The 22,010-nt window shown below is 34.9% G+C and carries 19 protein-coding genes; 15 read left to right on the top strand and 4 right to left on the bottom strand.

Going from position 1 to position 22,010, the window contains the following annotated elements; genetic code table 11:
* Positions 1–99: 99 nt before the first annotated feature.
* The 9 genes from BN349_RS23175 (at position 100) to BN349_RS02885 (ending at position 11,479) form a co-directional block, all read left to right on the top strand.
* Complete coding sequence (locus tag BN349_RS23175; RefSeq protein ID WP_019240762.1) at positions 100–468, top strand: DUF6985 domain-containing protein; 369 nt, start codon at positions 100–102, stop codon at positions 466–468.
* Between the two features lie 665 nt (positions 469–1,133).
* The gene (locus tag BN349_RS02850) at positions 1,134–4,808 is read left to right on the top strand and encodes a nitrate reductase subunit alpha (protein WP_019240763.1); all 3,675 of its coding nucleotides are present in this window, start codon (positions 1,134–1,136) and stop codon (positions 4,806–4,808) included.
* Entirely contained in the window at positions 4,798–6,327 is a 1,530-nt protein-coding gene (gene narH / locus BN349_RS02855; protein ID WP_019240764.1) for a nitrate reductase subunit beta, read from the top strand. Before BN349_RS02850 ends, narH begins: the two co-directional genes overlap by 11 nt.
* Positions 6,320–6,889, top strand: coding sequence for a nitrate reductase molybdenum cofactor assembly chaperone (gene narJ / locus BN349_RS02860; RefSeq protein ID WP_019240765.1), 570 nt, complete (start codon positions 6,320–6,322; stop codon positions 6,887–6,889). The genes narH and narJ overlap by 8 nt, the downstream gene beginning before the upstream one ends.
* Positions 6,882–7,568: a respiratory nitrate reductase subunit gamma gene (narI, locus tag BN349_RS02865; protein WP_019240766.1), complete on the top strand. Its 687-nt coding sequence runs from the start codon at positions 6,882–6,884 to the stop codon at positions 7,566–7,568. The genes narJ and narI overlap by 8 nt, the downstream gene beginning before the upstream one ends.
* 316 nt (positions 7,569–7,884) lie before the next feature.
* The gene (locus tag BN349_RS02870) at positions 7,885–8,343 is read left to right on the top strand and encodes a GAF domain-containing protein (protein WP_232423507.1); all 459 of its coding nucleotides are present in this window, start codon (positions 7,885–7,887) and stop codon (positions 8,341–8,343) included.
* 5 nt (positions 8,344–8,348) lie between these two features.
* Positions 8,349–9,422 carry a sensor histidine kinase gene (locus BN349_RS02875; protein ID WP_019240768.1) on the top strand — a complete coding sequence of 358 codons (1,074 nt, stop codon included), beginning with the start codon at positions 8,349–8,351 and terminating at the stop codon, positions 9,420–9,422.
* Between the two features lie 2 nt (positions 9,423–9,424).
* Positions 9,425–10,072 carry a response regulator transcription factor gene (locus tag BN349_RS02880; RefSeq protein ID WP_019240769.1) on the top strand — a complete coding sequence of 216 codons (648 nt, stop codon included), beginning with the start codon at positions 9,425–9,427 and terminating at the stop codon, positions 10,070–10,072.
* Positions 10,073–10,303: 231 nt separating this feature from the next.
* Positions 10,304–11,479 carry a nitrate/nitrite transporter gene (locus BN349_RS02885; protein WP_019240770.1) on the top strand — a complete coding sequence of 392 codons (1,176 nt, stop codon included), beginning with the start codon at positions 10,304–10,306 and terminating at the stop codon, positions 11,477–11,479.
* Positions 11,480–11,673: 194 nt separating this feature from the next.
* Here BN349_RS02885 and BN349_RS02890 read toward each other — a convergent pair whose 3' ends face one another.
* Positions 11,674–12,519 carry a TetR/AcrR family transcriptional regulator gene (locus BN349_RS02890; protein ID WP_232423508.1) on the bottom strand — a complete coding sequence of 282 codons (846 nt, stop codon included), beginning with the start codon at positions 12,517–12,519 and terminating at the stop codon, positions 11,674–11,676.
* A gap of 141 nt (positions 12,520–12,660) precedes the next feature.
* Between BN349_RS02890 and BN349_RS02895 the strand changes: the two genes are divergently transcribed.
* On the top strand, positions 12,661–15,750 hold the full coding sequence (locus BN349_RS02895) for an efflux RND transporter permease subunit (RefSeq protein WP_019240772.1): 3,090 nt from the start codon (positions 12,661–12,663) through the stop codon (positions 15,748–15,750).
* Between the two features lie 149 nt (positions 15,751–15,899).
* On the opposite strand, the gene BN349_RS26560 is transcribed toward BN349_RS02895, so the two are convergent.
* Together BN349_RS26560 and BN349_RS02905 are read right to left on the bottom strand one after the other, a co-directional pair.
* Positions 15,900–16,022 (bottom strand): hypothetical protein, encoded by a 123-nt coding sequence (locus BN349_RS26560; RefSeq protein ID WP_019240773.1) that lies wholly within the window; start codon positions 16,020–16,022, stop codon positions 15,900–15,902.
* 397 nt (positions 16,023–16,419) lie between these two features.
* A complete protein-coding gene (locus tag BN349_RS02905) occupies positions 16,420–17,340 on the bottom strand; it encodes a substrate-binding domain-containing protein (protein WP_019240774.1) in 921 nt (306 codons plus the stop codon).
* 215 nt (positions 17,341–17,555) lie between these two features.
* Between BN349_RS02905 and modA the strand changes: the two genes are divergently transcribed.
* Entirely contained in the window at positions 17,556–18,356 is an 801-nt protein-coding gene (modA, locus tag BN349_RS02910) for a molybdate ABC transporter substrate-binding protein (protein ID WP_019240775.1), read from the top strand.
* 9 nt (positions 18,357–18,365) lie between these two features.
* Positions 18,366–19,022, top strand: coding sequence for a molybdate ABC transporter permease subunit (gene modB / locus BN349_RS02915; RefSeq protein ID WP_019240776.1), 657 nt, complete (start codon positions 18,366–18,368; stop codon positions 19,020–19,022).
* A 137-nt stretch (positions 19,023–19,159) separates the two neighbouring features.
* Here modB and BN349_RS02920 read toward each other — a convergent pair whose 3' ends face one another.
* A complete protein-coding gene (locus tag BN349_RS02920; protein ID WP_019240777.1) occupies positions 19,160–19,870 on the bottom strand; it encodes a YwiC-like family protein in 711 nt (236 codons plus the stop codon).
* 139 nt (positions 19,871–20,009) lie between these two features.
* Between BN349_RS02920 and BN349_RS02925 the strand changes: the two genes are divergently transcribed.
* From BN349_RS02925 to BN349_RS02935, 3 genes are all read left to right on the top strand, one after another.
* Positions 20,010–20,819: an MBL fold metallo-hydrolase gene (locus BN349_RS02925; RefSeq protein WP_019240778.1), complete on the top strand. Its 810-nt coding sequence runs from the start codon at positions 20,010–20,012 to the stop codon at positions 20,817–20,819.
* A 341-nt stretch (positions 20,820–21,160) separates the two neighbouring features.
* Positions 21,161–21,586 carry a DUF3842 family protein gene (locus BN349_RS02930; RefSeq protein ID WP_019240779.1) on the top strand — a complete coding sequence of 142 codons (426 nt, stop codon included), beginning with the start codon at positions 21,161–21,163 and terminating at the stop codon, positions 21,584–21,586.
* Complete coding sequence (locus BN349_RS02935; RefSeq protein ID WP_019240780.1) at positions 21,579–21,770, top strand: CooT family nickel-binding protein; 192 nt, start codon at positions 21,579–21,581, stop codon at positions 21,768–21,770. The genes BN349_RS02930 and BN349_RS02935 overlap by 8 nt, the downstream gene beginning before the upstream one ends.
* Positions 21,771–22,010 lie beyond the last annotated feature (240 nt).

Below are 22,010 nucleotides of genomic sequence, written 5' to 3' on the forward strand. Positions count from 1 at the left end.
ACTATTCAATTAGTACCAAGAAAGATTAATAGTGTCTTTAAACATTTTGGTGGGGTTGGAGAATACAATATAAAAGTTAAGTTAGGAGAGTAATAAGTAATGACTAAAATTAATGATGAGTTATTTGGAGAACTAGAATATAAAAACAACTTTTGGAGAGGTAAAACAATTATTAGAATGTTTGATTTGGAAAAAGTAATACTATTAAGTGTTGATGCGCATGAAAGTGCAGATTTTTCAAGTGTTCAGAGAGAGGCATTTCGTAATTTTATCCAAAACACGAAAAAAATAATAGATGAAGTAGAAAGGCAAGTGTATGGGTATTATACGGAGAATTTTGAAGAATATAGAGAGATGTTAGGAGATAGATTAGAAGCAGATAAAATTGCTCCGAAAATCGATTCTATATCAGATTTAATAAGATTAGTGACACCTACGGAATTAATTGTAAGAAGAGTAAAAAGATAATATTTTAGATGTAGGTTTTTTTATTACGAATGATTTGTTTGATAATAGACAGGTTCAGATTGATTATATTAGTAACCTTATTAGTTCGTATGAACATATTGCTGAAGACAGAGAAAAGTTAGATGATATAATTTTAAGAGATACTTATGATGACGTTGATTAAACAATACTTACTAAAAGTAATAATTAGAACCTTGATTGGCAAAAAGCCCGTCAAGGTTTCTTTTTGTGAGAGGCTACCAAGTGCTGAATATCCTGCTCACAAATATTAGATTTGATGTAATCTTTGTAATGCCTACAAGCCCGCCTCGCTGAAAGCGAGCATCCTGGAGCAGAATTCAACCAATTCTTGCTGTTTGTGAATAGATAACAAAGTTTACGAAAACAGCCTTTATAAATGTTGAGGAAATGAAAATATAGTAAATGTAAAATATGATCTAATTCCTAACTCCTCTTTTGATAGGAATCATTAGTTCAAAAAGACCAGGTCATTCAGAATGAAAGGTGCGTTTATACCTTTCCTAAGATAGGGGATTTCCCTTGAAAAATAGCCACTTCCCTAATAGGCAGAAATGATGTTTTGTTCAATAATGAACGTATAAGAATGAACAAACAATTGATTCCCTTCAATGTAAGTCATTCTGCAAAAGGAGTGGTCATGTCCGATGAAAAGAAAATTTGGACTAAAATTCTTTAAACCGACAGAACGTTATTCAGGTAACTGGTCAATTCTCGAAGAAAAAAGTAGAGAATGGGAAAACATGTATCGTCAACGCTGGTCGCATGATAAAGTCGTTCGTACGACACATGGAGTTAACTGTACAGGTTCTTGTAGTTGGAAGGTATTTGTTAAAAATGGAATAATCACATGGGAAAATCAACAAATCGATTACCCTTCATGTGGTCCTGATATGCCAGAATTCGAGCCTCGCGGTTGTCCGCGTGGAGCATCATTTTCATGGTATGAATATAGTCCGTTACGCGTGAAATATCCTTATATTCGCGGGAAATTATGGCGTATGTGGAAAAAAGCTTTGAAAGAACATAGTAATCCGATTGATGCTTGGGCAAGTATTGTTGAAGATCCTGAAAAGTCTAAATCTTATAAGCAAGCACGTGGTAAAGGTGGCCACGTACGAGTGAAATGGGAAGATGCCAATCAGTTAATTTCAGCCCAACTCATTTATACAATAAAAAAATATGGTCCAGACCGTATTGCTGGATTTACACCAATACCAGCGATGTCGATGATTAGTTACGCATCAGGAGCTCGTTTTATTTCATTATTAGGTGGAGAAATGCTTAGCTTCTATGATTGGTATGCTGATCTTCCACCAGCATCTCCACAAATTTGGGGTGAACAAACAGATGTACCTGAATCAAGTGATTGGTATAACGCTGGTTACCTTATTATGTGGGGTTCGAATGTTCCGTTAACACGTACACCAGATGCTCATTTTATGACAGAAGTTCGATATAAAGGAACAAAAGTCGTTTCTGTTGCGCCAGACTATGCAGAAAACGTTAAATTTGCTGATAACTGGCTAGCACCAAATCCAGGAACAGATGCAGCAGTAGCACAAGCGATGACACATGTCATTCTCAATGAATTTTATGTGGAACGTCAGGAGCCAATGTTCCTGAACTATGCAAAACAATATACAGATATGCCGTTCCTAATCATGTTAGATGAACATGAAGGAAGCCTGAAAGCAGGACGTTTCTTACGAGCTAGTGATTTCGGAGATACTTCTCAGCATGCTGAATGGAAGCCAGTTATTTTTGATGAAGCATCTGATGAAATCATTGTTCCAAACGGTACGATGGGTCAACGTTGGGAAGAAGATAAAAAGTGGAATCTCATTCTAGAGCGTGAAGATGGCACGGTTATCGATCCGGCTCTTTCTGTAGAGAACCATGATGCACAGTGGAAAGAAATTGTTTTCCCATTCTTCGATAATAAGGGAAATGGTACGTTTAAGCGTATGATTCCAGCGAAGAAAGTGAAGCTAGCGGATGGTACAGAACAATTAGTTGTTACAGTATATGATTTAATGTTAAGTCAATACGGTGTAAAACGTAATGGAAATGAATTCGAAGCCAAAGGATATGATGATTTAGAATCTCATTATACACCTGCTTGGCAAGAACAACATACTGGAGTTAAGTCATCACTTGTCGTGCAAATTGCTCGAGAGTTTGCTCAAAATTCAATTGATACAAAAGGTCGTTCCATGATTATCATGGGTGCTGGTGTTAACCACTGGTTTAATAGTGATACAATCTATCGTTCCATCTTAAATTTAGTTGTGTTAACTGCTTCACAAGGAGTTAATGGTGGCGGCTGGGCGCACTATGTTGGGCAAGAAAAATGTCGTCCGATTGAAGGGTGGTCAACCGTTGCCTTTGCTAAAGATTGGCAAGGACCACCTCGTTTGCAAAATGCAACATCATTCTATTACTTTGCAACAGATCAGTGGAAATATGAAGAAACTGGTGTAGATTCGTTAAAATCACCAACTAGTGGAGATGTACGTTATCAACATCCAGCGGATTATAATGTTTTAGCAGCTCGTCTAGGATGGTTACCATCTTACCCACAATTTAATAAAAATAGCTTGAAATTTGCAGAGGAAGCGAAACAGCAAGGGAAAACAACAAACGAAGAAATCGTAAAACATGCTGTTAAGCAAGTTACATCCGGAGAAACAAAATTTGCTTGCGAAGATCCTGATGCACCTGAAAACTTCCCTCGTTCTTTATTTGTTTGGCGCTCGAACTTAATATCAAGTTCAGCTAAAGGACAGGAATATTTCATGAAGCATCTACTGGGCACTCATAATGGTTTATTATCTCAACCGAACGAAGACGATAAACCAGAAGAAATGGTATGGAGAGATGAAGTAGAAGGAAAATTAGATCTGTTGGTAGCACTTGATTTCCGTATGACAGCTACACCAATGTATGCGGATGTTGTTTTACCAGCGGCTACTTGGTATGAAAAAACGGATATATCATCAACAGATATGCATCCATTCATTCATCCATTTAATCCAGCTGTTGATCCGCTTTGGGAATCTCGTTCTGATTGGGATATATACAGATCTTTAGCAAAAACATTCTCTGAAATGTCGAAGACGCATTTACCAGGTGTGCATAAAGACGTTGTAACAGCACCACTTGCTCATGACTCAGTAAATGAGATTGCTCAGCCATATGGAGTCATTAGAGATTGGAAGAAGGGTGAAATTGAAGCGATTCCTGGTAAAACAATGCCGAACTTCGCTGTTGTAGAACGTGATTATACACAAATTTATGATAAATATGTAACGCTTGGACCTAACTTAGCTAAGGGTAAGGTTGGGGCTCATGGTGTGAACTTCTCTGTAGCAGAAGAGTATGAAGAATTGAAGCAGATTAATGGTATGTACAGTGATGATAGCATTAAAAATGGCTTACCAAAGCTGCATACAGCACGTCATGCTGCCAATGCGATTTTAAACGTTTCATCTGCTACAAATGGTACGGTATCTCAACGTGCATGGGAAGCGGCTGAACAAGACACAGGTGTTGAACTTAAGGATATTTCAGCTGACCGAGCAGCAGAAAAACTAACGTTCCCGAATATTACGGCACAGCCTAGGGAAGTAATTCCGACTCCTGTATTCCCTGGCTCAAACAAAATGGGAAGACGTTATTCGCCATTTACAACTAATATTGAAAGACTCGTTCCTTTCCGTACATTAACCGGAAGACAGCATTTCTATATTGATCATGAAATTTTCTTGCAATTTGGAGAAGCACTTCCTGTGTTTAAGCCGACATTACCGCCAATGGTATTTGGGGCAAAAGATAAGAAAATTATCGGTGGACAGGATTCTCTAGTATTACGTTATTTAACTCCACATGGAAAATGGAATATTCATAGTATGTACCAAGATAATTTACACATGCTAACACTTTTCCGTGGAGGTCCAACGGTTTGGATTAATAATGAAGATGCCTCTGAAAATGATATTCAGGATAATGACTGGTTGGAAGTATATAACCGAAATGGCGTTGTAACAGCTCGTGCTGTAGTCAGTCATAAAATGCCAAGAGGCACAATGTTTATGTATCATGCACAAGATAAGCACATAAATGTTCCGGGTTCTGAAATTACGAAAGAGCGTGGAGGAAGTCATAATGCACCAACTCGAATTCATGTGAAACCGACACAGATGGTTGGTGGCTATGCACAGCTAAGTTATGGATTTAACTATTATGGACCAATCGGAAATCAGCGGGATGTATATGTTGCAGTCCGCAAAATGAAGGAGGTTAAGTGGCTTGAAGATTAAAGCGCAAGTAGCAATGGTACTGAACCTTGACAAATGTATCGGATGCCACACCTGTAGCGTGACTTGTAAAAGCACATGGACAAACCGTTCGGGTGCTGAATATATGTGGTTTAACAATGTAGAAACTAAACCAGGTATTGGCTATCCAATGAGATGGGAAGATCAAGAGCAATATAAAGGTGGCTGGACGTTAAAAAACGGCAAGCTTGACCTTAAATCAGGTAGTAAATTATCTAAAGTAGCGTTAGGGAAGATTTTTTATAACCCTGATATGCCAGAAATGAAAGATTACTATGAGCCTTGGACATATAACTATGAGCATTTAACAAATGCTGGCGAGAAAAAACATCAGCCAGTAGCTAGACCACATTCTGTATTGACTGGTGAAAAAATGAATCTTGAATGGGGTCCAAACTGGGAAGATGATTTAGCTGGTGTTCATACAACTGGTCCAAAAGATCCGAATATCGAAAAAATAGAAGAAGATATTAAGTTTAATTTTGAACAGGCTTTTATGATGTATTTACCACGCTTATGTGAACACTGCTTAAATCCTGGATGTGTAGCATCATGTCCATCTGGTGCAATGTATAAGCGTGATGAAGACGGAATCGTTTTAGTAGACCAAGAAGCTTGCCGTGGTTGGCGCTATTGTATGACTGGATGTCCTTATAAAAAAGTATACTTCAACTGGAAAACGAATAAAGCAGAAAAATGCACATTCTGTTTTCCACGTGTTGAAGCGGGTTTGCCAACTGTTTGTTCTGAAACATGTACAGGACGTATCCGTTATTTAGGAGTTATGTTATATGATGCAGATAAAGTATCAGAGGCAGCCTCTACTGAAAACGAAAAAGACTTATATAAAGCACAATGTGACTTGTTCTTAGATCCGAATGATCCAAAAGTAATTGAACAAGCACGTAAAGATGGTATTAGTGAAGATTGGCTTGAGGCAGCACAACAATCACCAGTGTATAAGCTGGCAATTGAGTACAAATTAGCATTCCCGCTTCATCCAGAATTCCGTACCCTGCCGATGGTTTGGTATGTACCACCTTTAAGTCCGATCATGAACTATTTTGAAGGAAAAGATTCCATTCAAAACCCTGATTATATATTCCCGGCAATTGAAGAAATGCGTACGCCGATTCAATATATTGCTAATATGTTAACAGCTGGAGATACACAAACAGTGAAGGAAGCTCTTCAAAAAATGGCCATGATGCGTATGTTTATGCGTGCTCAATCATCTGGGAAAGAATTCGATGACAATCGTTTGGATAGGGTCGGCTTAACCGTTCAACAAACACAAGCTATGTATCGTTTGTTGGCAATTACTAAGTATGAAGATCGATTCGTTATACCAACATCTCATAAAGAGGCGCATTTAGATACGTATCGATCACAAGGATCTGAAGGGTATTCAATGGATTGTGGAGGATGTGGTGTAACATCTGGTAAGAGCGGCAAAGAAATCTATGAAGAAAACTTCTATGGGGGAATTTGGCGTGATTAATTTAGGAGAGCTTTATAAGCATAAGCATGCATTTGGTTTCTTTGCACAACAGCTGACGTATCCTGAAAAAATAGATTTTAATCCATTAGTGATTGAGGAGTCTTTTGACTCCTCAGATCCTGCTTATGATTCTATTCAAATGTTTTGGAAGCTTATGCAGGAATATAGTATGGAAGAAATTGAAGAAATGTATGTTAGGACATTTGACTTTCAAAAAGATTCCACTTTATATATGACGTATTTTAAATTTGAGGATACTAAAGAGCGTGGACAAATGCTTGCCAAATTAAAAGTCATGTATGAAATGTTTGGATTAAATATGCCGAAGGAAGAACTGTCTGATTATTTGCCGTTAATGTGCGAATTTTTATATGCGGCCGAGTGGCTTGGTGATGAACGTGCTGAAGAAAGCTTTACTATGTTATTCGCGGTGTTAGAGGATGGAACCTATCATCTTCTGAAATCATTAGAAGAACATAATAGTCCTTACTTTTATGTCATTAAAGCATTACGTGAAACCTTTAAAGCATGTATAAATAAGGAGGTAGATACCCATGAATAGTCTTGATCAATTTCTTTGGGTTATATTTCCCTATATTTGCCTAGTTGTATGTGTTATTGGTCATATTTATCGCTATCGTACAGATCAATTTGGTTGGACTTCAAAGTCGAGTGAATTCGTCGAAAAGAAACAATTAAAAATTGGAAGTATGATGTTCCATATTGGGATTATTCCAGTTATTTTTGGTCATGTAGCAGGACTAGGAATTCCAAAAGAATGGTTACATGCTATTGGTGTTAATGATCATTTATATCATATTGGGGCAGTGTATATTGGGGGATTATTTGGTTTGTTAACACTTGGTGGAATGATTGTGTTGACATCACGACGATTTACAAAGAAAAATGTACGTAGATTAAGCTCAGGTTCAGATTTAGTTGTAAATGTACTACTATTATTTATTGTATTTATGGGGATGTACAGTACAGTAGTGACAAATATGGTGGAACCAAGCTTTGATTATCGATCTACCATTTCTGTTTGGTTTAGAAATCTATTTCTTTTAAGTCCAGATGCTTCGCTAATGACGAATGTTCCGCTATCGTTTAAAATTCATATTTTAGCTGGACTTGGTATATTTGCTCTATGGCCATTTACACGACTTGTTCATATTTGGAGTGTACCAGTCAACTATATGAGTAGAAGCTATATTCTATATCGCAAAAATCATACAAACTAATACAAGGAGAGGGCAATATGCCTTCTTCTTTATTTTAAGAAATTAGAATTTTTCACTTATTGCTAGAAATCTGTTTTTTAGAAATAATGTAGTCATTGATAATAGCGAATTATCCTATCTTTTTCTTAATTATAGTAATGTTATGACAGTAGATGTTCCATACTAAGTATTATAAAATAGTATATATACGGTTAAACCAAATCATTCTATCAGCTCGGAATGATCTCCAAGAATTTGTATTCTTATTAACCTGTAAGAGGGGTAAATTTTAGAAAGATGGGTAAAGGACAACATCCTCTTTCTTTAAGGAGTTTTTATGATGAAAAAACCAGTACTAGTTGATTATCAATTAGAAATTGATCAAATTCGTAATCAGTTTGGGTTTGACTTTGTTGCATTGAATATTGTTAATTCAATCGATAGTTCCCCTATTTTGAAATGGCAATATGCTTCGGGAAATTTAAATAATCGTTATAAACGAATTGTTTTACATCCAGGGAAAGGGATTGCGGGAACTGTTTTCAAAACGGGAAAACCAATGTTAATAAAAAATGCAGATAAAGAAGTTCCAATGAATGAATTACTCAGCTTTCCGATTGTGGTGGCAGAACGCTTGAAAAGCATGGGGGCTGTTCCATTATGGGAAAGTAATCGAGTGGCAGGTGTATTATTGGTTGGTTTTAGAGAAAAAGATAGATTGACAGATTTTTCATTTGATGAATTCCAACATTCCATTGCTTCGGGATTTTGTTCTTTTGATACAAAGGAGATGTGAGTAAGTTGTTTCGTTTAGACGGTTTCCAATTAGAAGATAGCATGATGAAAATGTATTACAACAGTACTGAAGCAATTATATTCCTCAATTCAAAAGGAGTTGTACTAGCGTTAAATCCTGCTGCAGAAGGTCTTCTTTCTCAAGAAGTATTGGAGCAAATAAATGGTGCTGAAGTCAATGTCATTTGTAAATTTTGCAAGGGTTACACGAATGAAGAAGATTTAATGTCGTGTCTCAATTGTTTTTTAATTAAGCCAGATAAAGATTTTACCTCTTTTCAAGTGTATATAAAGCTAAAAGATGGTACAATTGCACCTTTTACAGCTAGCTACAAGATGATTGATGCGGAACAAAAAATTTATGTGCTTACACTACTTGATTTGACGAAACAATCGAAAATGCGTGAAGCGTTATATCGCTCGAAGATGACCAAGTATATCATTAAAGCACAAGAGGATGAACGTAAACGAATATCTCGTGAACTTCATGATTGTGTTGCTCAAGAACTAATTAGCTCTTTAGTGGATATTCGAGTGTTAAAATATATGAATTTAAATGAGGATGCTTTAAAAAAACTTAAACAAACGGAAGAATCATTAGCTCGATTATTAGATGAAATTCGAAATTTATCTGTGGAATTGCGACCGGCTTCTTTAGACGATCTTGGATTAGATGCTGCCTTTCGTTCTCACTTTAAATGGGTAGAAAACAATTACGGAATTCTCGTTCATTTCTCGGCTGAATTGTTTTCTGCACGTTATAGCAATGAAATAGAGACAGTCGTGTATCGTATATGTCAGGAAGCTATTTTAAATGCTATTAAATATGCCCATACAGAAGAAATTTACGTTCGTTTATATGAAGAAAATGGTGACTTAATTTTAATTGTCGAAGATAAGGGGGCTGGCTTTGACGTTCAATTTAAGGAGCCTAAAGGAACGGGGCTTGGTTTATATGGAATGAGAGAAAGAGCTGAGCTAGTTAATGGTATTTTAAATATACAATCGGAAATGGGAAAAGGAACTAGAATTCAAATTCGTATTCCAGTACGTCAAGAAAACACTGTTGAGGAGGTATGATAATGAAAATTGTTATAGCTGATGATCATGCTGTCGTTCGAAGTGGATTTTCTATGATATTGAACTATCAAGAGGATATGGAAGTAGTTGCAACTGCTGCAGATGGAAAGGAAGCATATGCCATGGTTGCTAAACATCACCCGGATGTATTATTAATGGATATTAGCATGCCACCAGGTGAGAGTGGACTAATAGCAACAGGCAAGATTAGTGAAGATTTTCCAGATACCCAAATACTGATTTTAACGATGTATGATGATGAAGAATACTTATTTTATGTATTAAAAAATGGTGCTTCTGGCTATATATTAAAAAACTCCCCAGATGAAGAGCTTGTTTCAGCGATACGTATGGTACATCAAGGGGGTACATATATTCAGCCAAAGATGGCAACCTTGCTCGTAAATGAATTGTTAAAAAATAATCATGAAGCAGATGAACTCGATCCTTTTAAGATTTTATCCAAAAGAGAAATGGAGATATTGCTACTAGTTGCAAAAGGTTATGGAAATAAAGAAATTGCTGAAAAATTATTTATTTCTGTAAAAACTGTTGAGGCAAACAAAGCGAAAATTATGGAAAAGTTACAATTGAAAAGCCGTCCTGAATTAGTGGAGTATGCGCTAAAAAGAAAGCTGCTTGAATTTTGACCTATTGGGAAACACTAGAGTATGAACATAAATGCTTGCTTTTGCCATCGGAGTCAGTATTTACAATGAACTAGAGTTTAGTCATTAAATTATGCGATTTTGTAGGGATTTTCTCTTTTACGAAAAGGGGAAATCCCTATTTTATTATTTGGGTATAATATTTATTATATGAGAAGGGAATCAATACATTTGTCATTCACAATATTAATTTTTTATCAGTAGGTGAATGGAATGATCAAAAAAGTACAATTACCTTTACAAACTATGAACTTAGTTCTAGGTTTTATGGTGTGGGTAATAATTTCATCTTTACTACCTTATATCAAGGAAGATATTGTAATTCCTGATGATAAGTTAGCGATTATTGCAGCCATACCAGTAGTTCTCGGGTCCGTCTTAAGGATACCATTAGGTTATTATGCCAATATCTTTGGAGCACGAATTGTATTTCTCGTAAGCTTTATTACTTTATTATTTCCAGTATATTTTATAAGTGAAGCAACTTCTTATATGGATTTAATTATTGGAGGTACTTTCCTAGGTATTGGAGGAGCAGTATTTTCTGTTGGTGTAACATCACTTCCAAAATACTATCCGAAGGAAAAACATGGTCTAGTTAATGGAATCTATGGATTTGGAAATATGGGTACAGCTGTTTCTACATTCGCAGCACCAGTAGTTGCAGCTCAATTTGGATGGTCAACAGCCATTAAATTTTATCTTATCTTACTAACTGTTTTTGCTATTTTAAACGTGTTTTTAGGCGATCGAAACGAACCAAAAATGAAAACCCCTATTGTTCAACAAATAAAAGGGGTTTATAAAAATGAAAAAATGTGGTTCTTTTCATTATTCTATTTTATTACGTTTGGTGCATTTGTCGCATTTACTGTGTTTTTACCAAACTTCTTAGTTTCAAATTTTGGACTTGATAAAGTAGATGCTGGGATAAGAACAGCTATCTTTATCGTACTTGCTACATGTTGTCGAACATTTGGTGGATATTTAGGGGATAAATTTGATGCTTTAAAATTATTAATGGGTGTTTTTATTGGTACAGTCATTGGAGCTGTTATCTTATCAACATCTCCTAATATGATTTTATTTACAGTTGGTATATTAATCATTGCATTATCATGTGGTATTGGAAATGGAGTTATTTTTAAGCTAGTACCTACATTTTTTATGGAACAATCAGGCATTGTAAACGGCATTGTATCGATGATGGGGGGGCTTGGAGGATTTTTCCCACCTCTTGTGTTATCTTCAATCCTTTCATATACAGGAAGTTATTCCTTAGGTTTTATCGCATTAGCATTATTTTCGATTGTGAGCTTAATCCTAGTGATAAAATTGAATAAACAAGATCAACAGAAAAAAGTTCATCATATTAAACAAGCAAGCTAATAGTAAGAAGGGCATCAGGTTATATCCTGAATGCCCTTTTTCATTTTATGAATAAGACTGTTTTCTGAGGTTGTTCGTTGTTAAATAAGGTTAATGGAAATCAGTTAAATAAAAGCTTGTATCCCATCTCATGGAAAACGAGCAACGTATTGCATTGCTTAATGTAAATAATTTAAGAAAATGATAACCAACTACTAGGAGTTTAGATCAGGATTCTCTAAATAAAGTTCATATAAGTAAGCAACCCATTTACTATGTGAATTAGCACGTAAGTTTTTTAAAAGACCATGAATGATAGCGGAAGGGAGTAAGCCTTCATCTAAATGTACTTTAAGTAGTTGTAAAGATTGCTGTGTTATTGGATCAGTAATGTCATTGATTTTTTCTAACAATATATTTGAGATTTGTTCTTTTGTTAAAGTTGCTTGATTAGTAGAAAATGATAAGAACTCGTTGGGTATAAATGGAATTGTTGCATGTTCCGCAATGATTGTCGTTTTTTCTACTAATGATTCGCATAATGCTTGCAAGTCTATAGGAAAATTATAAATAAAAAATAATTCCGAATAGTGTTTCATAAAACATTTAATAACGTATACTAGGTCAGCGTGCATGTTGTTACTTATTTTATCGAATTGAGTTTTGACAAGATTTAAGATGATTTCGTTTAAATATTGATCATATTTTTTTAATTGCTCCAATAATTCAATATCGAATGAAGAAAATTGCTCCTTCATTAATATCTTAGCGAAAGCGGAATGTTTTTCGTAGGAGCTGAAGGTTGTGTAGTAAAAATTATATAATAATTTCTCTTTCTTTGGATTTTCTCTGACCGATTGTTCAATATCGGCAATAATTTCACTCATAAAATATTCTATTAAACCAAATACTAATTCATTCTTTGATTTGTAAGAAAGATAAAAAGCCCCTTTAGAAATACCACATTTCTTCGTTATTTGTTGGATGGAAGTTGCTTCAATACCATTATTCGCAAATAATTCTAAGGCGTTTTCCATAATTAATTGTTTCTTAACCATCATTAACACTCCCATTACTGAGTTGACATCTGACCAACTAGTCATTATTATAAATAATTGTAAGAATATAGTCAATTGTGTGCAGATTCGGAAGCAGATTTGTTAAATGTATCACACGAATAAAGACAAGAAGAAGGTGCTATAGTGAAAGGGTTAGTCAATTTCGTCCTGAAAAATAAACTGGCTGTCTGGTTATTAACAATTATCATAACAGTATCAGGATTGTATTCAGGGACAAAAATGAAAATGGAGTCTATTCCGGATGTGTCAATTCCATATTTAATTGTGATGGGGGTATACCCTGGTGCAACTCCTGAGCAAGTAATGGATGAGGTTTCAATTCCTATTGAAAAGGCCATTGAAAATCTAGATGATGTAAAGGCTGTTTATTCGAATTCATCCTCTAATGTATCACAGGTACAAGTTGAATATGAATATGGTATTGATATGGATGAGAAGAAGCGTCAACTTGAGTCTGCGCTTGATAAAGTGACGTTACCGGAAGACGTGGAAAAACCATCTATTACGTCAATCAGTATGAATATGATGCCAGTAGTAGCCTTATCTATCAGTAGCTCTGATGAGGATATTGTAGAATTAACTTCAACTGTAGAAGATATTATTCTACCAAAAATTGAAAAGCTTGATGGTGTTGCCTCAGCAACAATCACTGGGCAGCATATTGAAGAGGTCGATTTAACTTATAATCAAGCAAAATTAAAAGAGCTTGGGTTAACAGAGCAATCTGTGAAGGATATGATCCAAGCGAGTAATATGTCCGTATCATTGGGGTTAAAGGAATTTAAAGATGGCGAGCAGGCTGTATCTGTTGATGGTAAGGTTACAAGTGTAGAAAAACTTAAGGAAATGCTAATACCGGTAACTCCATCAGCTAATCAACCATCACCATTTGTAAAGCTATCAGATATAGCTACAGTTGAAACAATCGGTAAAGTACAATCTGTTTCACGTACAAATGGTAAAGATGCCATTACAATTCAGATTGTTAAAGGACAGCAAGCGAATACGGTTAAGGTCGTAAACGCTGTTAAAGATTTAATTAAAGACGAAGAAGCATCCATCGATGGATTGAAGATTGACGTAACACTCGATCAAGGTAAACCGATTGAAGATTCTGTTTATACAATGATGGAAAAAGCATTATTTGGTGGATTGATTGCAATCCTAATCATTCTATTGTTTTTACGTGATGTTAAATCAACGATTATTTCTATTATTTCAATTCCAGTTTCGATCCTTATTGCGCTATTGATACTAAAGTCGCTCGATATAACGTTAAATATTATGACTTTAGGGGCAATCACAATAGCAATTGGACGGGTAATAGATGATTCTATTGTTGTTGTTGAAAACATTTATCGACGCATGCATTTAAAAGAAGAAAAATTAAGTGGCCGTGCTTTAATACGTGAAGCTACCATTGAAATGTTTAAGCCAATACTTGCTTCGACATTAGTAACCGTTGCAGTATTCGCGCCTCTTATATTTGTCGGTGGTATGGTCGGAGAACTATTTATGCCGTTTGCTTTAACGATGACATTTGCGCTAGGCGGTTCATTAATTGTTGCGATTACAATAGTTCCAGCATTCTCACATTTCCTATTCCGTAAACAGCTAAATGGTCAGAAAGAAAATCGCAAGCATAAGGAAGTTGGAAAGCTTGCAAGATGGTATAAGGGTGTTCTTGAAAAAGCGTTAAATCATAAAATAATCACATCAACGATTGCGATTATTTTACTAGCAGGTTCATTAGTGTTAACTCCTTTTATCGGATTTAGCTTCATGGGATCTCAAGAAGAAAAAGTGATGTATTTAACGTATACGCCTGCTACTGGTGAGTTGATGGATGACACATTAGCTAATATAGAAAAAGTCGAAAAAGAATTGATGAACTATGATGATCTTGATATCATCCAATTGTCAGTAACTGACCCTAAAAATGCTGATGCTACTACTATGATGATGGGTGGTAGCGGTGGTGCGTTAATGTACCTCATTTTTGATTCTGAAATGGAATTAGAGAAATTTAAAAAGTCAAAAGAGAAAATTGAAGATTACGTCTTTAATATTGGTCAAACAGGTGAATGGAAATCTCAAGACTTCTCTATGGGTATGAATACGAACGAAGTAAGTTATACATTAAATAGTGAAGATTTAGATGATTTACAAACAGCTGTTAAACAAGTTGAAGATGCTCTTCAAGATGTTAAAGGACTAGAGGATGTTACATCTGATATTGAAAATCCATATATTGAGAATGTATTTAAAGTAGACCAAGCAAATGTGTTAAAATATGGATTAACAACAGCGCAAATTGTGCAGGCTTTATCTCACAATAATGCTAATGACGTATTAACAACAGTAGAGCACGAAGGTGAAGAAATCAATGTAGTTGTCCAACGAGAAGCAGCGGCAACTCCAAAATCAGTAGACGATATATTAGCAACTGAAATTGATACAGCAATCGGTATGAAAATGCCATTGTCTAAGTTAGTTAAAGTGGAGGAAGGAACAACGTTAAATACACTTTCTCGCTCAAAAGGAGAATATTTCGCAACGGTTTCTGGTACGATTACAGATGCTGATATTTCGAAAGCAACAACAGCAGCTGATAAAAAAATTGATAAGCTTGATTTGCCAAGAGGGGTAACGACAGATGTTGCAGGTGTTGCAGCAGATATGCAAGAAACCTTTACTCAGCTAGGTTTAGCAATGATTGCAGCAATTGCGATTGTTTACTTTATTCTTGTTGTGACGTTCGGTGAAGGATTAGCACCTTTTGCTATTCTATTCTCGTTACCGTTCACAGTTATTGGTTCGTTCGTTGGATTATTCGTCACAGGTCAAACGATTTCTGTATCTGTATTAATGGGGCTATTAATGCTCATTGGTATTGTTGTAACGAATGCCATCGTATTAGTGGACCGTATTATCCATATGGAGCATGATGGTATGAACATGCGTGACGCCATTCTTGAAGCAGGAGCGACTCGTCTTCGTCCAATCTTGATGACGGCGATTGCGACTATTGGAGCGATGATTCCAATGGCATTAGGAAATGGCGGAGGCGGACTCATTTCTCAAGACCTTGCCGTTACAGTTATCGGTGGTTTATTGAGTTCGACAATATTAACATTAGTTATTGTACCAATTGTTTACGAATTACTTTCAAAAATGCTGAAGAAAAAGCGTAAGGATGTAGAAGAAAACTAATGTTTAAAAAACACAGCTTCCTAGTATTTGAGGATACTAGAGAGGCTGTGTTTTTATTTCGAGTTTATTTTGATATTTCATTCCGTAGGGGTAATGGATTCAATAGGATTCTATCCTGAATGACCTCTTTTTTCTCTTATTCAGAAAGGTTAAGCTGTTTCTTTGTTCGATAGACAAATTGACGTAAAAGTTTGTGGAAAGAAATAAGCTATCAATGCCACCATAACGATCCATAGTGGTAAATATTTTGACATGATGACAAATAGTTTCATGAAAGAACCTCCAGTAATTCAAATAATAATAAATGTAGAAAATATTACTATTTTTTTCCTGATCATCACAAGAATAAATCTGAACGTTCTAATGAGTTACTATTTAAAATATAAATAAACTCCCTTTTAAACGGAAAAGGGAGTTTTATTTTTGTATACTAGGAGGAGCTTTAATAATAGCTATTTTCTCCAAGATTGTTCCTTTTAAATAAGTTTAGTTAGCATATCGAATGAGCGTACGGTGCGACCCCAAACTACTTTATGCAGTAGAGGTTTACCACTAGCCCTGTGGAAAGCGACCTTTCTAAAACGAAATTCAATTCAGATTATTTTCCCTAACTTGTTCACAGGTAACAGAATTTGAGAAAACAGTCTGAATAATAGAGTATTGTGTTGTTTAAGACTCATAAAATACTTTTCCAGTTTCACTTATATCATAACCATTTAATTGCTTTAATTCATTTTTAAAAGAATCAGACTGTGTGATTTTTTTTATTAATTCAAGCAGTAAAAGATTTTCTGGCTTTTTTAAAACAACTAGATCATATCTCTCTTTGATTAATGGAATAAAGTCGACATTGACCATTTTTGAAACATTTTCAATTCCTACTGCAGCGTCTGCTTGTCCATTTGCAACTGCAGAAGCCACTGAAAAATGACTGGTAAGTTCTTCGTCATATCCCTTAATACTAGAAGCTTGGATACCAAATTTCTTGAATTTCTCATCAAGAAGAATTCGAGCACCTGACCCTTTTTCACGATTAATGATTTTGATTTGTGGATTACTTAAATCTTTCCAGCTCTTAATTTGATTAGGATTACCCTTTTGTACATAAATACCAGCATTTCTTGAAACAAGATTTAGTAAAGCAAATGGATGACTGACTAAAATTCGTTTTACATAAGGAAGATTATACTCTCCCGTTTCACTATCATATAAATGAAGACTAACAATATCACATTGTCCATTATACATGGCAATTAAGCTATTTAAGCTGCCGTTGTATAAACGTAATGGTGTTTTACGTAATTCTTTTTCGATATTTTTGCTGAGTATGTCTAATACTATATCTTGACCACTTATCACTATTTGATCTATCGTTTTTTGTTCTTCATTCTGACTAGAGTTATTTACATTTTTATGTTTTGTTTTATTGCCGTTTTTATATCTTTCTAAGTCATCATGGTCGACACGCATTTGTCTACCGACACGATAGGCTGAAAGTTCTTCTTTTTTGATAAGATCATAGACCGTTAATTTTGATACTCTTAACAATTGGGCTACTTCTTCAATTGTATAAGAAGAGTTACTATTCATCCAACCACCTCTTTCGTACTTACTTATACTAACGTGTTTGTGGAAAATCGTTTGTAATCTAAGTAAAATTATACCTTAAATCTTAAAAATATAAAAAGTAGAATGAATTTGAACGAATTATAACAATTCTATATCTATTTAATTATATCTTGTTATAACTAATTATATCTTGTTATAATGTGTTGTGTTGAAATCTATTATTCGGAGGTAAAATTGTGAAAAAGAAAACATGGGCATTATTTACTTTAATTTTAGTTTTTGTTTTATCCTTAGTAACATGTTCTGATAATGAAGAAAAAACCTCAGACAAAAAAGAAAAAGAGAAGGTTGAATTAACAGTATCAGCTGCTGCAAGTTTGAATGATGCATTAACTGATATTCAAAATTCATATAAAGAAAAATATCCAGAAATCACTTTAAAATTCAATTTTGGAGCTTCAGGAGCTCTACAGCAACAAATTTCACAGGGGGCGCCTGTTGATTTATTTATATCAGCCGCGGAAGATAAATTTAACACTCTTGTAAATGATGGTATGATTGATAAAGAAGAAAGTGTTAATCTTGTAGAAAATGAGCTTGTATTGATCGTTCCAAAAGACTCAAAATTGAACATTAAAAGCTTTGAAGATTTAGCAACAGCTAATATTGAAAAGATGGCATTAGGAACTCCTGAATCTGTGCCAGCTGGGCTATATGGAAAAGAAACATTAGAAGCTTTAAAGGTTTGGGACAAAGTAGAAAGTAAACTTGTTTACGGAAAAGACGTTCGACAAGTGTTATCTTATGTAGAAACAGGAAATGTTGATGCTGGGATCGTTTATAAAACAGATGCACTTGTTTCTGATAAAATTAAGATTGTAGCAACAGCAGGTTCAGATACACATACACCGATTATTTATCCTTTAGGTATTATTAAAGATTCAAAACATCATGATGAAGCGAAAGATTTTTACGATTATCTTCAATCAGATGCTGCTAAAAAAATTCTAGAGGAGTATGGATTTAAAATGAATTGAGGAAGATAAATGGCTGAAGAATTTTTTGCACCGATAAAATTATCTCTGGAAATTAGTATAGTTTCCGGAGTAATCGTAGTTATATTAGGTACATTAGCTGGTCATTTTCTAGCAGTAAGAAAGTTTAAAGGAAAGGCGATAGTTGAGACCATTCTGATGCTTCCATTGGTATTACCTCCTTCGGTAGTGGGATTTATTTTGATAGTTGTGTTTGGAAAACAAAGTTTCCTTGGAAAAGCAATTGAATGGGTTTTTAATCAGCCGATTATTTTTACTTGGTGGGCAGCGGTCATAGCAGCTATTATCGTTGCGTTTCCTCTCATGTATCAGTCAGCGAAAACAGGTTTTCATGGAGTGGATCATGACATTGAAGATGCGGCTAGAGTTGATGGTGCGGGGAAATGGAAAGTTTTCCTTTTGATATCGATACCTTTAGCATCTAGGTCACTCATAACTGGTGCTGTATTAAGCTTTGCAAGAGCATTAGGTGAGTTCGGAGCAACTTTAATGTTTGCAGGTAATATTCCAGGAGTAACTCAAACCGTCCCAACAGCTATTTATGTGGCCATCGATTCAGGGAATATGACGATGGCTTGGTTATGGGTCATTTCCATTATTATTATTTCATTTTTGATGTTATTTGCCGTACAAGTAAAGCAGAGATAAAAAGAGGGTGTTCTAAGAAACACCCTCTTACATTTTTGTTTTATTTAAATGCTGGTTTCAAAAGATTGTTGCACTACTTGTTCATAAATAACAAAATATGTAAAAAGAGTCTTTTTTGATATGAATCGAAATAATCCTTAAACAACAAAAATAACCATAAAAATAAAAAACAAAATAGAATTAATAATTTCAATAACTCCAACCTGCATAATCGTCACTTTTTTTCCGTATAAATACCATGCTCGAAAAACACTTGGAACATATCCAACTGTCCCCCAACCAGCACCTAAGCTAAGTGCAATAAAGGGTAATAAAAGATGATAACCCCAAGAAAAATATTTATACTTCATATTTTTCTTTTCACGAATCATGGCTTTTACATAAAAAGTTACACCTAAAAAATAGATAAAAGAATAGATAAATAAGATCCAAGCTTCTTTAGTTAGTGCGTTTGCTCCTAAAAAGTAGCTGGCAAGTCCGCCTAAACAAAAAACAAAAATAGCGATTACGTCATTTGTAAAGGCTCTTTCTTTATTTTGTTTTGCAAAATACATGTTTATGAAAAAGAACGGAATCATGGCAAGTCCAAAATAAAGAAGTTTCGCTTGTGCAAATAAAAGTGGCAATAGACATAATAATGCAATAGCACTATAAATAATTGCCCATTTTTGATAGTTTTTCTTCTTCTTCTTTCTCATAAGCATGGATAATGGATACGTGGCTAGATAAAGAAATAGCCACCCAATGAAAAGCGGAATATGCCAAAAAGTACTACCTCCAGCCAGCATACTTAGAGTAAATGGAATAAAGAGCATAGCCCAAGCCCCGTGTTGTTTAGGAATTAACATCTCTCTACCCCTTTCAATCCCTATTAATTAGATTTTATCATTTATTTCAATTTTATTATCAAAGTTCATAATTTTAACACAAAATGAACGATGATTCATTTTGTGTTAAAATAGAATTAAGAAAATTGGGGGTGCGGAGATGTTCTTTCAAAAAGAAATGGAAAAAGGAAATGTCAAGGGGGTTAACTTTGCAAATGGCTCAATCCAGTTTCAGGGTGTGAATCTTAACGTGTATTGTTATGCCATAGATGGCATCATCATTGATGCCGGTTCTCAGTCGCTTGCTCAGCAATTTCAGCAGTTTTTAGACAATCAAAATATTGATGCACTGTATTGTACACATATTCATGAAGATCACACTGGTTGTGCTGCTTGGATTGGAGAAAAATATAAAGTGCCCATTTACTTACCGGAACTTTCTCTAAACGAAGCTCAAAAAAAAGGAAAGTACCCTTTATATCGCAAACTCTTTTGGGGAAAGCGTAGAGCTTTTAAAGCTGAACCGGTGCCTAGTAGATTTCAATCTCGAAACGATGATTGGCTCAGTATATTCACTCCAGGGCACTCTGCTGATCATACAGCCTATTTAAATACCTCAACTGGACAACTTTTTTCAGGAGATTTGTTTGTACAGGTAAAAACGAAAGTGATAATGGACGATGAGTCCATTCCTCAAATCATTGATTCAATTGAACGTATACTAGCCTATGATTTTGAGGAAGTATTTTGTAATCATGCAGGCTATATAAAAAATGGCAAACAAAAGTTGAATGAGAAACTTGATTATTTGTATCATGTTACGGAAGAGGTACAGCAATTAAATCAAAAAGGTATGTCTGTGAATGAAATACAGCAACGTTTGTTTCCAAGAAAGTATCCGATTACGAGATTTTCTTCTGGAGAGTGGGATTCAAAGCATATTGTAACGTCCATTTTAGCTAGTAAATAGATATGTAGGTTAATATAAAGCGCTCTAACATCAGAAGTTGAACGAAATCTCTGAAAAGTTGAACCAAAATAGTTAAAAGTTGAATGAAAAACATGTATAGTTGAATCAAAATGTACTATAGCAGAACCAAATCAACAGCTTTTTTAACAGTAAAGGGCGGTCGAAAATCGTAGATATGGCTACAAATTATAAATCGAATGAGCATTCATCGAACGATCTCTGTAAGCTGAAGTAATTTTGACAGTTTTAAGTGAATTGTTTATGTATTGTTTACATAGTGCGACTTTTACAATTAAAATATATGAATTAAATACTATCCTTGTAAAAGAAAGAGAGAGATTATGAGAATTGCTGTGATTGATGGACAAGGTGGTGGAATTGGTCGCGTTATTGTAGAGAAAGTGAGTCAGGCTTTTGAAAATGAAGTGGAGATTATCGCTTTAGGAACAAATACAATGGCGACTTCCATAATGCTGAAAGCAGGTGCAAATGAAGGAGCTACGGGAGAGCACGCAATTGCTTGGAATGCTCCTCGGGTGGATTTGATTTTAGGACCGATAGGTATTCTATCACCGAATACGATGCTAGGTGAATGGACTCCAAGAATGGCTGAAGCAGTTTCTGAAAGTCCAGCAAAAAAAATCGTCGTTCCACTTTGTAAGTGGAATGTTGAAATTGCTGGAATTCATTCAAAACCACTTCCGCAATTTGTTGATGATGTTGTTGTTATGGTGAAAACTTATGTAAGAGGTGAAAGTTATGTGTGAACAAAACGTGTATTTGTTAAATGAAAATGGGGAAGAAGAATTATTTATGAAATCCGTAGATAAATTCATTCCAAATGAGGATCGTATTTATATTGAAAATATATTTGGTGAACGCAAAACAATTCGTGCAACAGTAAAAGAAATGAAGCTTGTTGACCATAAGATTATTCTTGAACCGAAATGAAAAGTTGTACAAATAATGAACATTTAGAAAAAAAGTAGACAGAGATCGATATTATTTTTATAATCAAACGTGTAAATCAATTCATGAAGAATTGAACCTTTGACCTAGACCTTAATTTTTTATATAGAATGAAAACATTTCGCCAAGAAGGCAAATATAAGCTACAGAAGTAGCGTGTATTTGTCTTCTTTTTTTTCGGAAAAAGAGGTGTTTTAAAACATGAAGATGGAAAAAATTAAT

Source organism: Bacillus sp. AP8 (assembly GCF_000321185.1).
GTDB lineage: Bacteria > Bacillota > Bacilli > Bacillales > DSM-1321 > Bacillus_AD > Bacillus_AD massilioanorexius.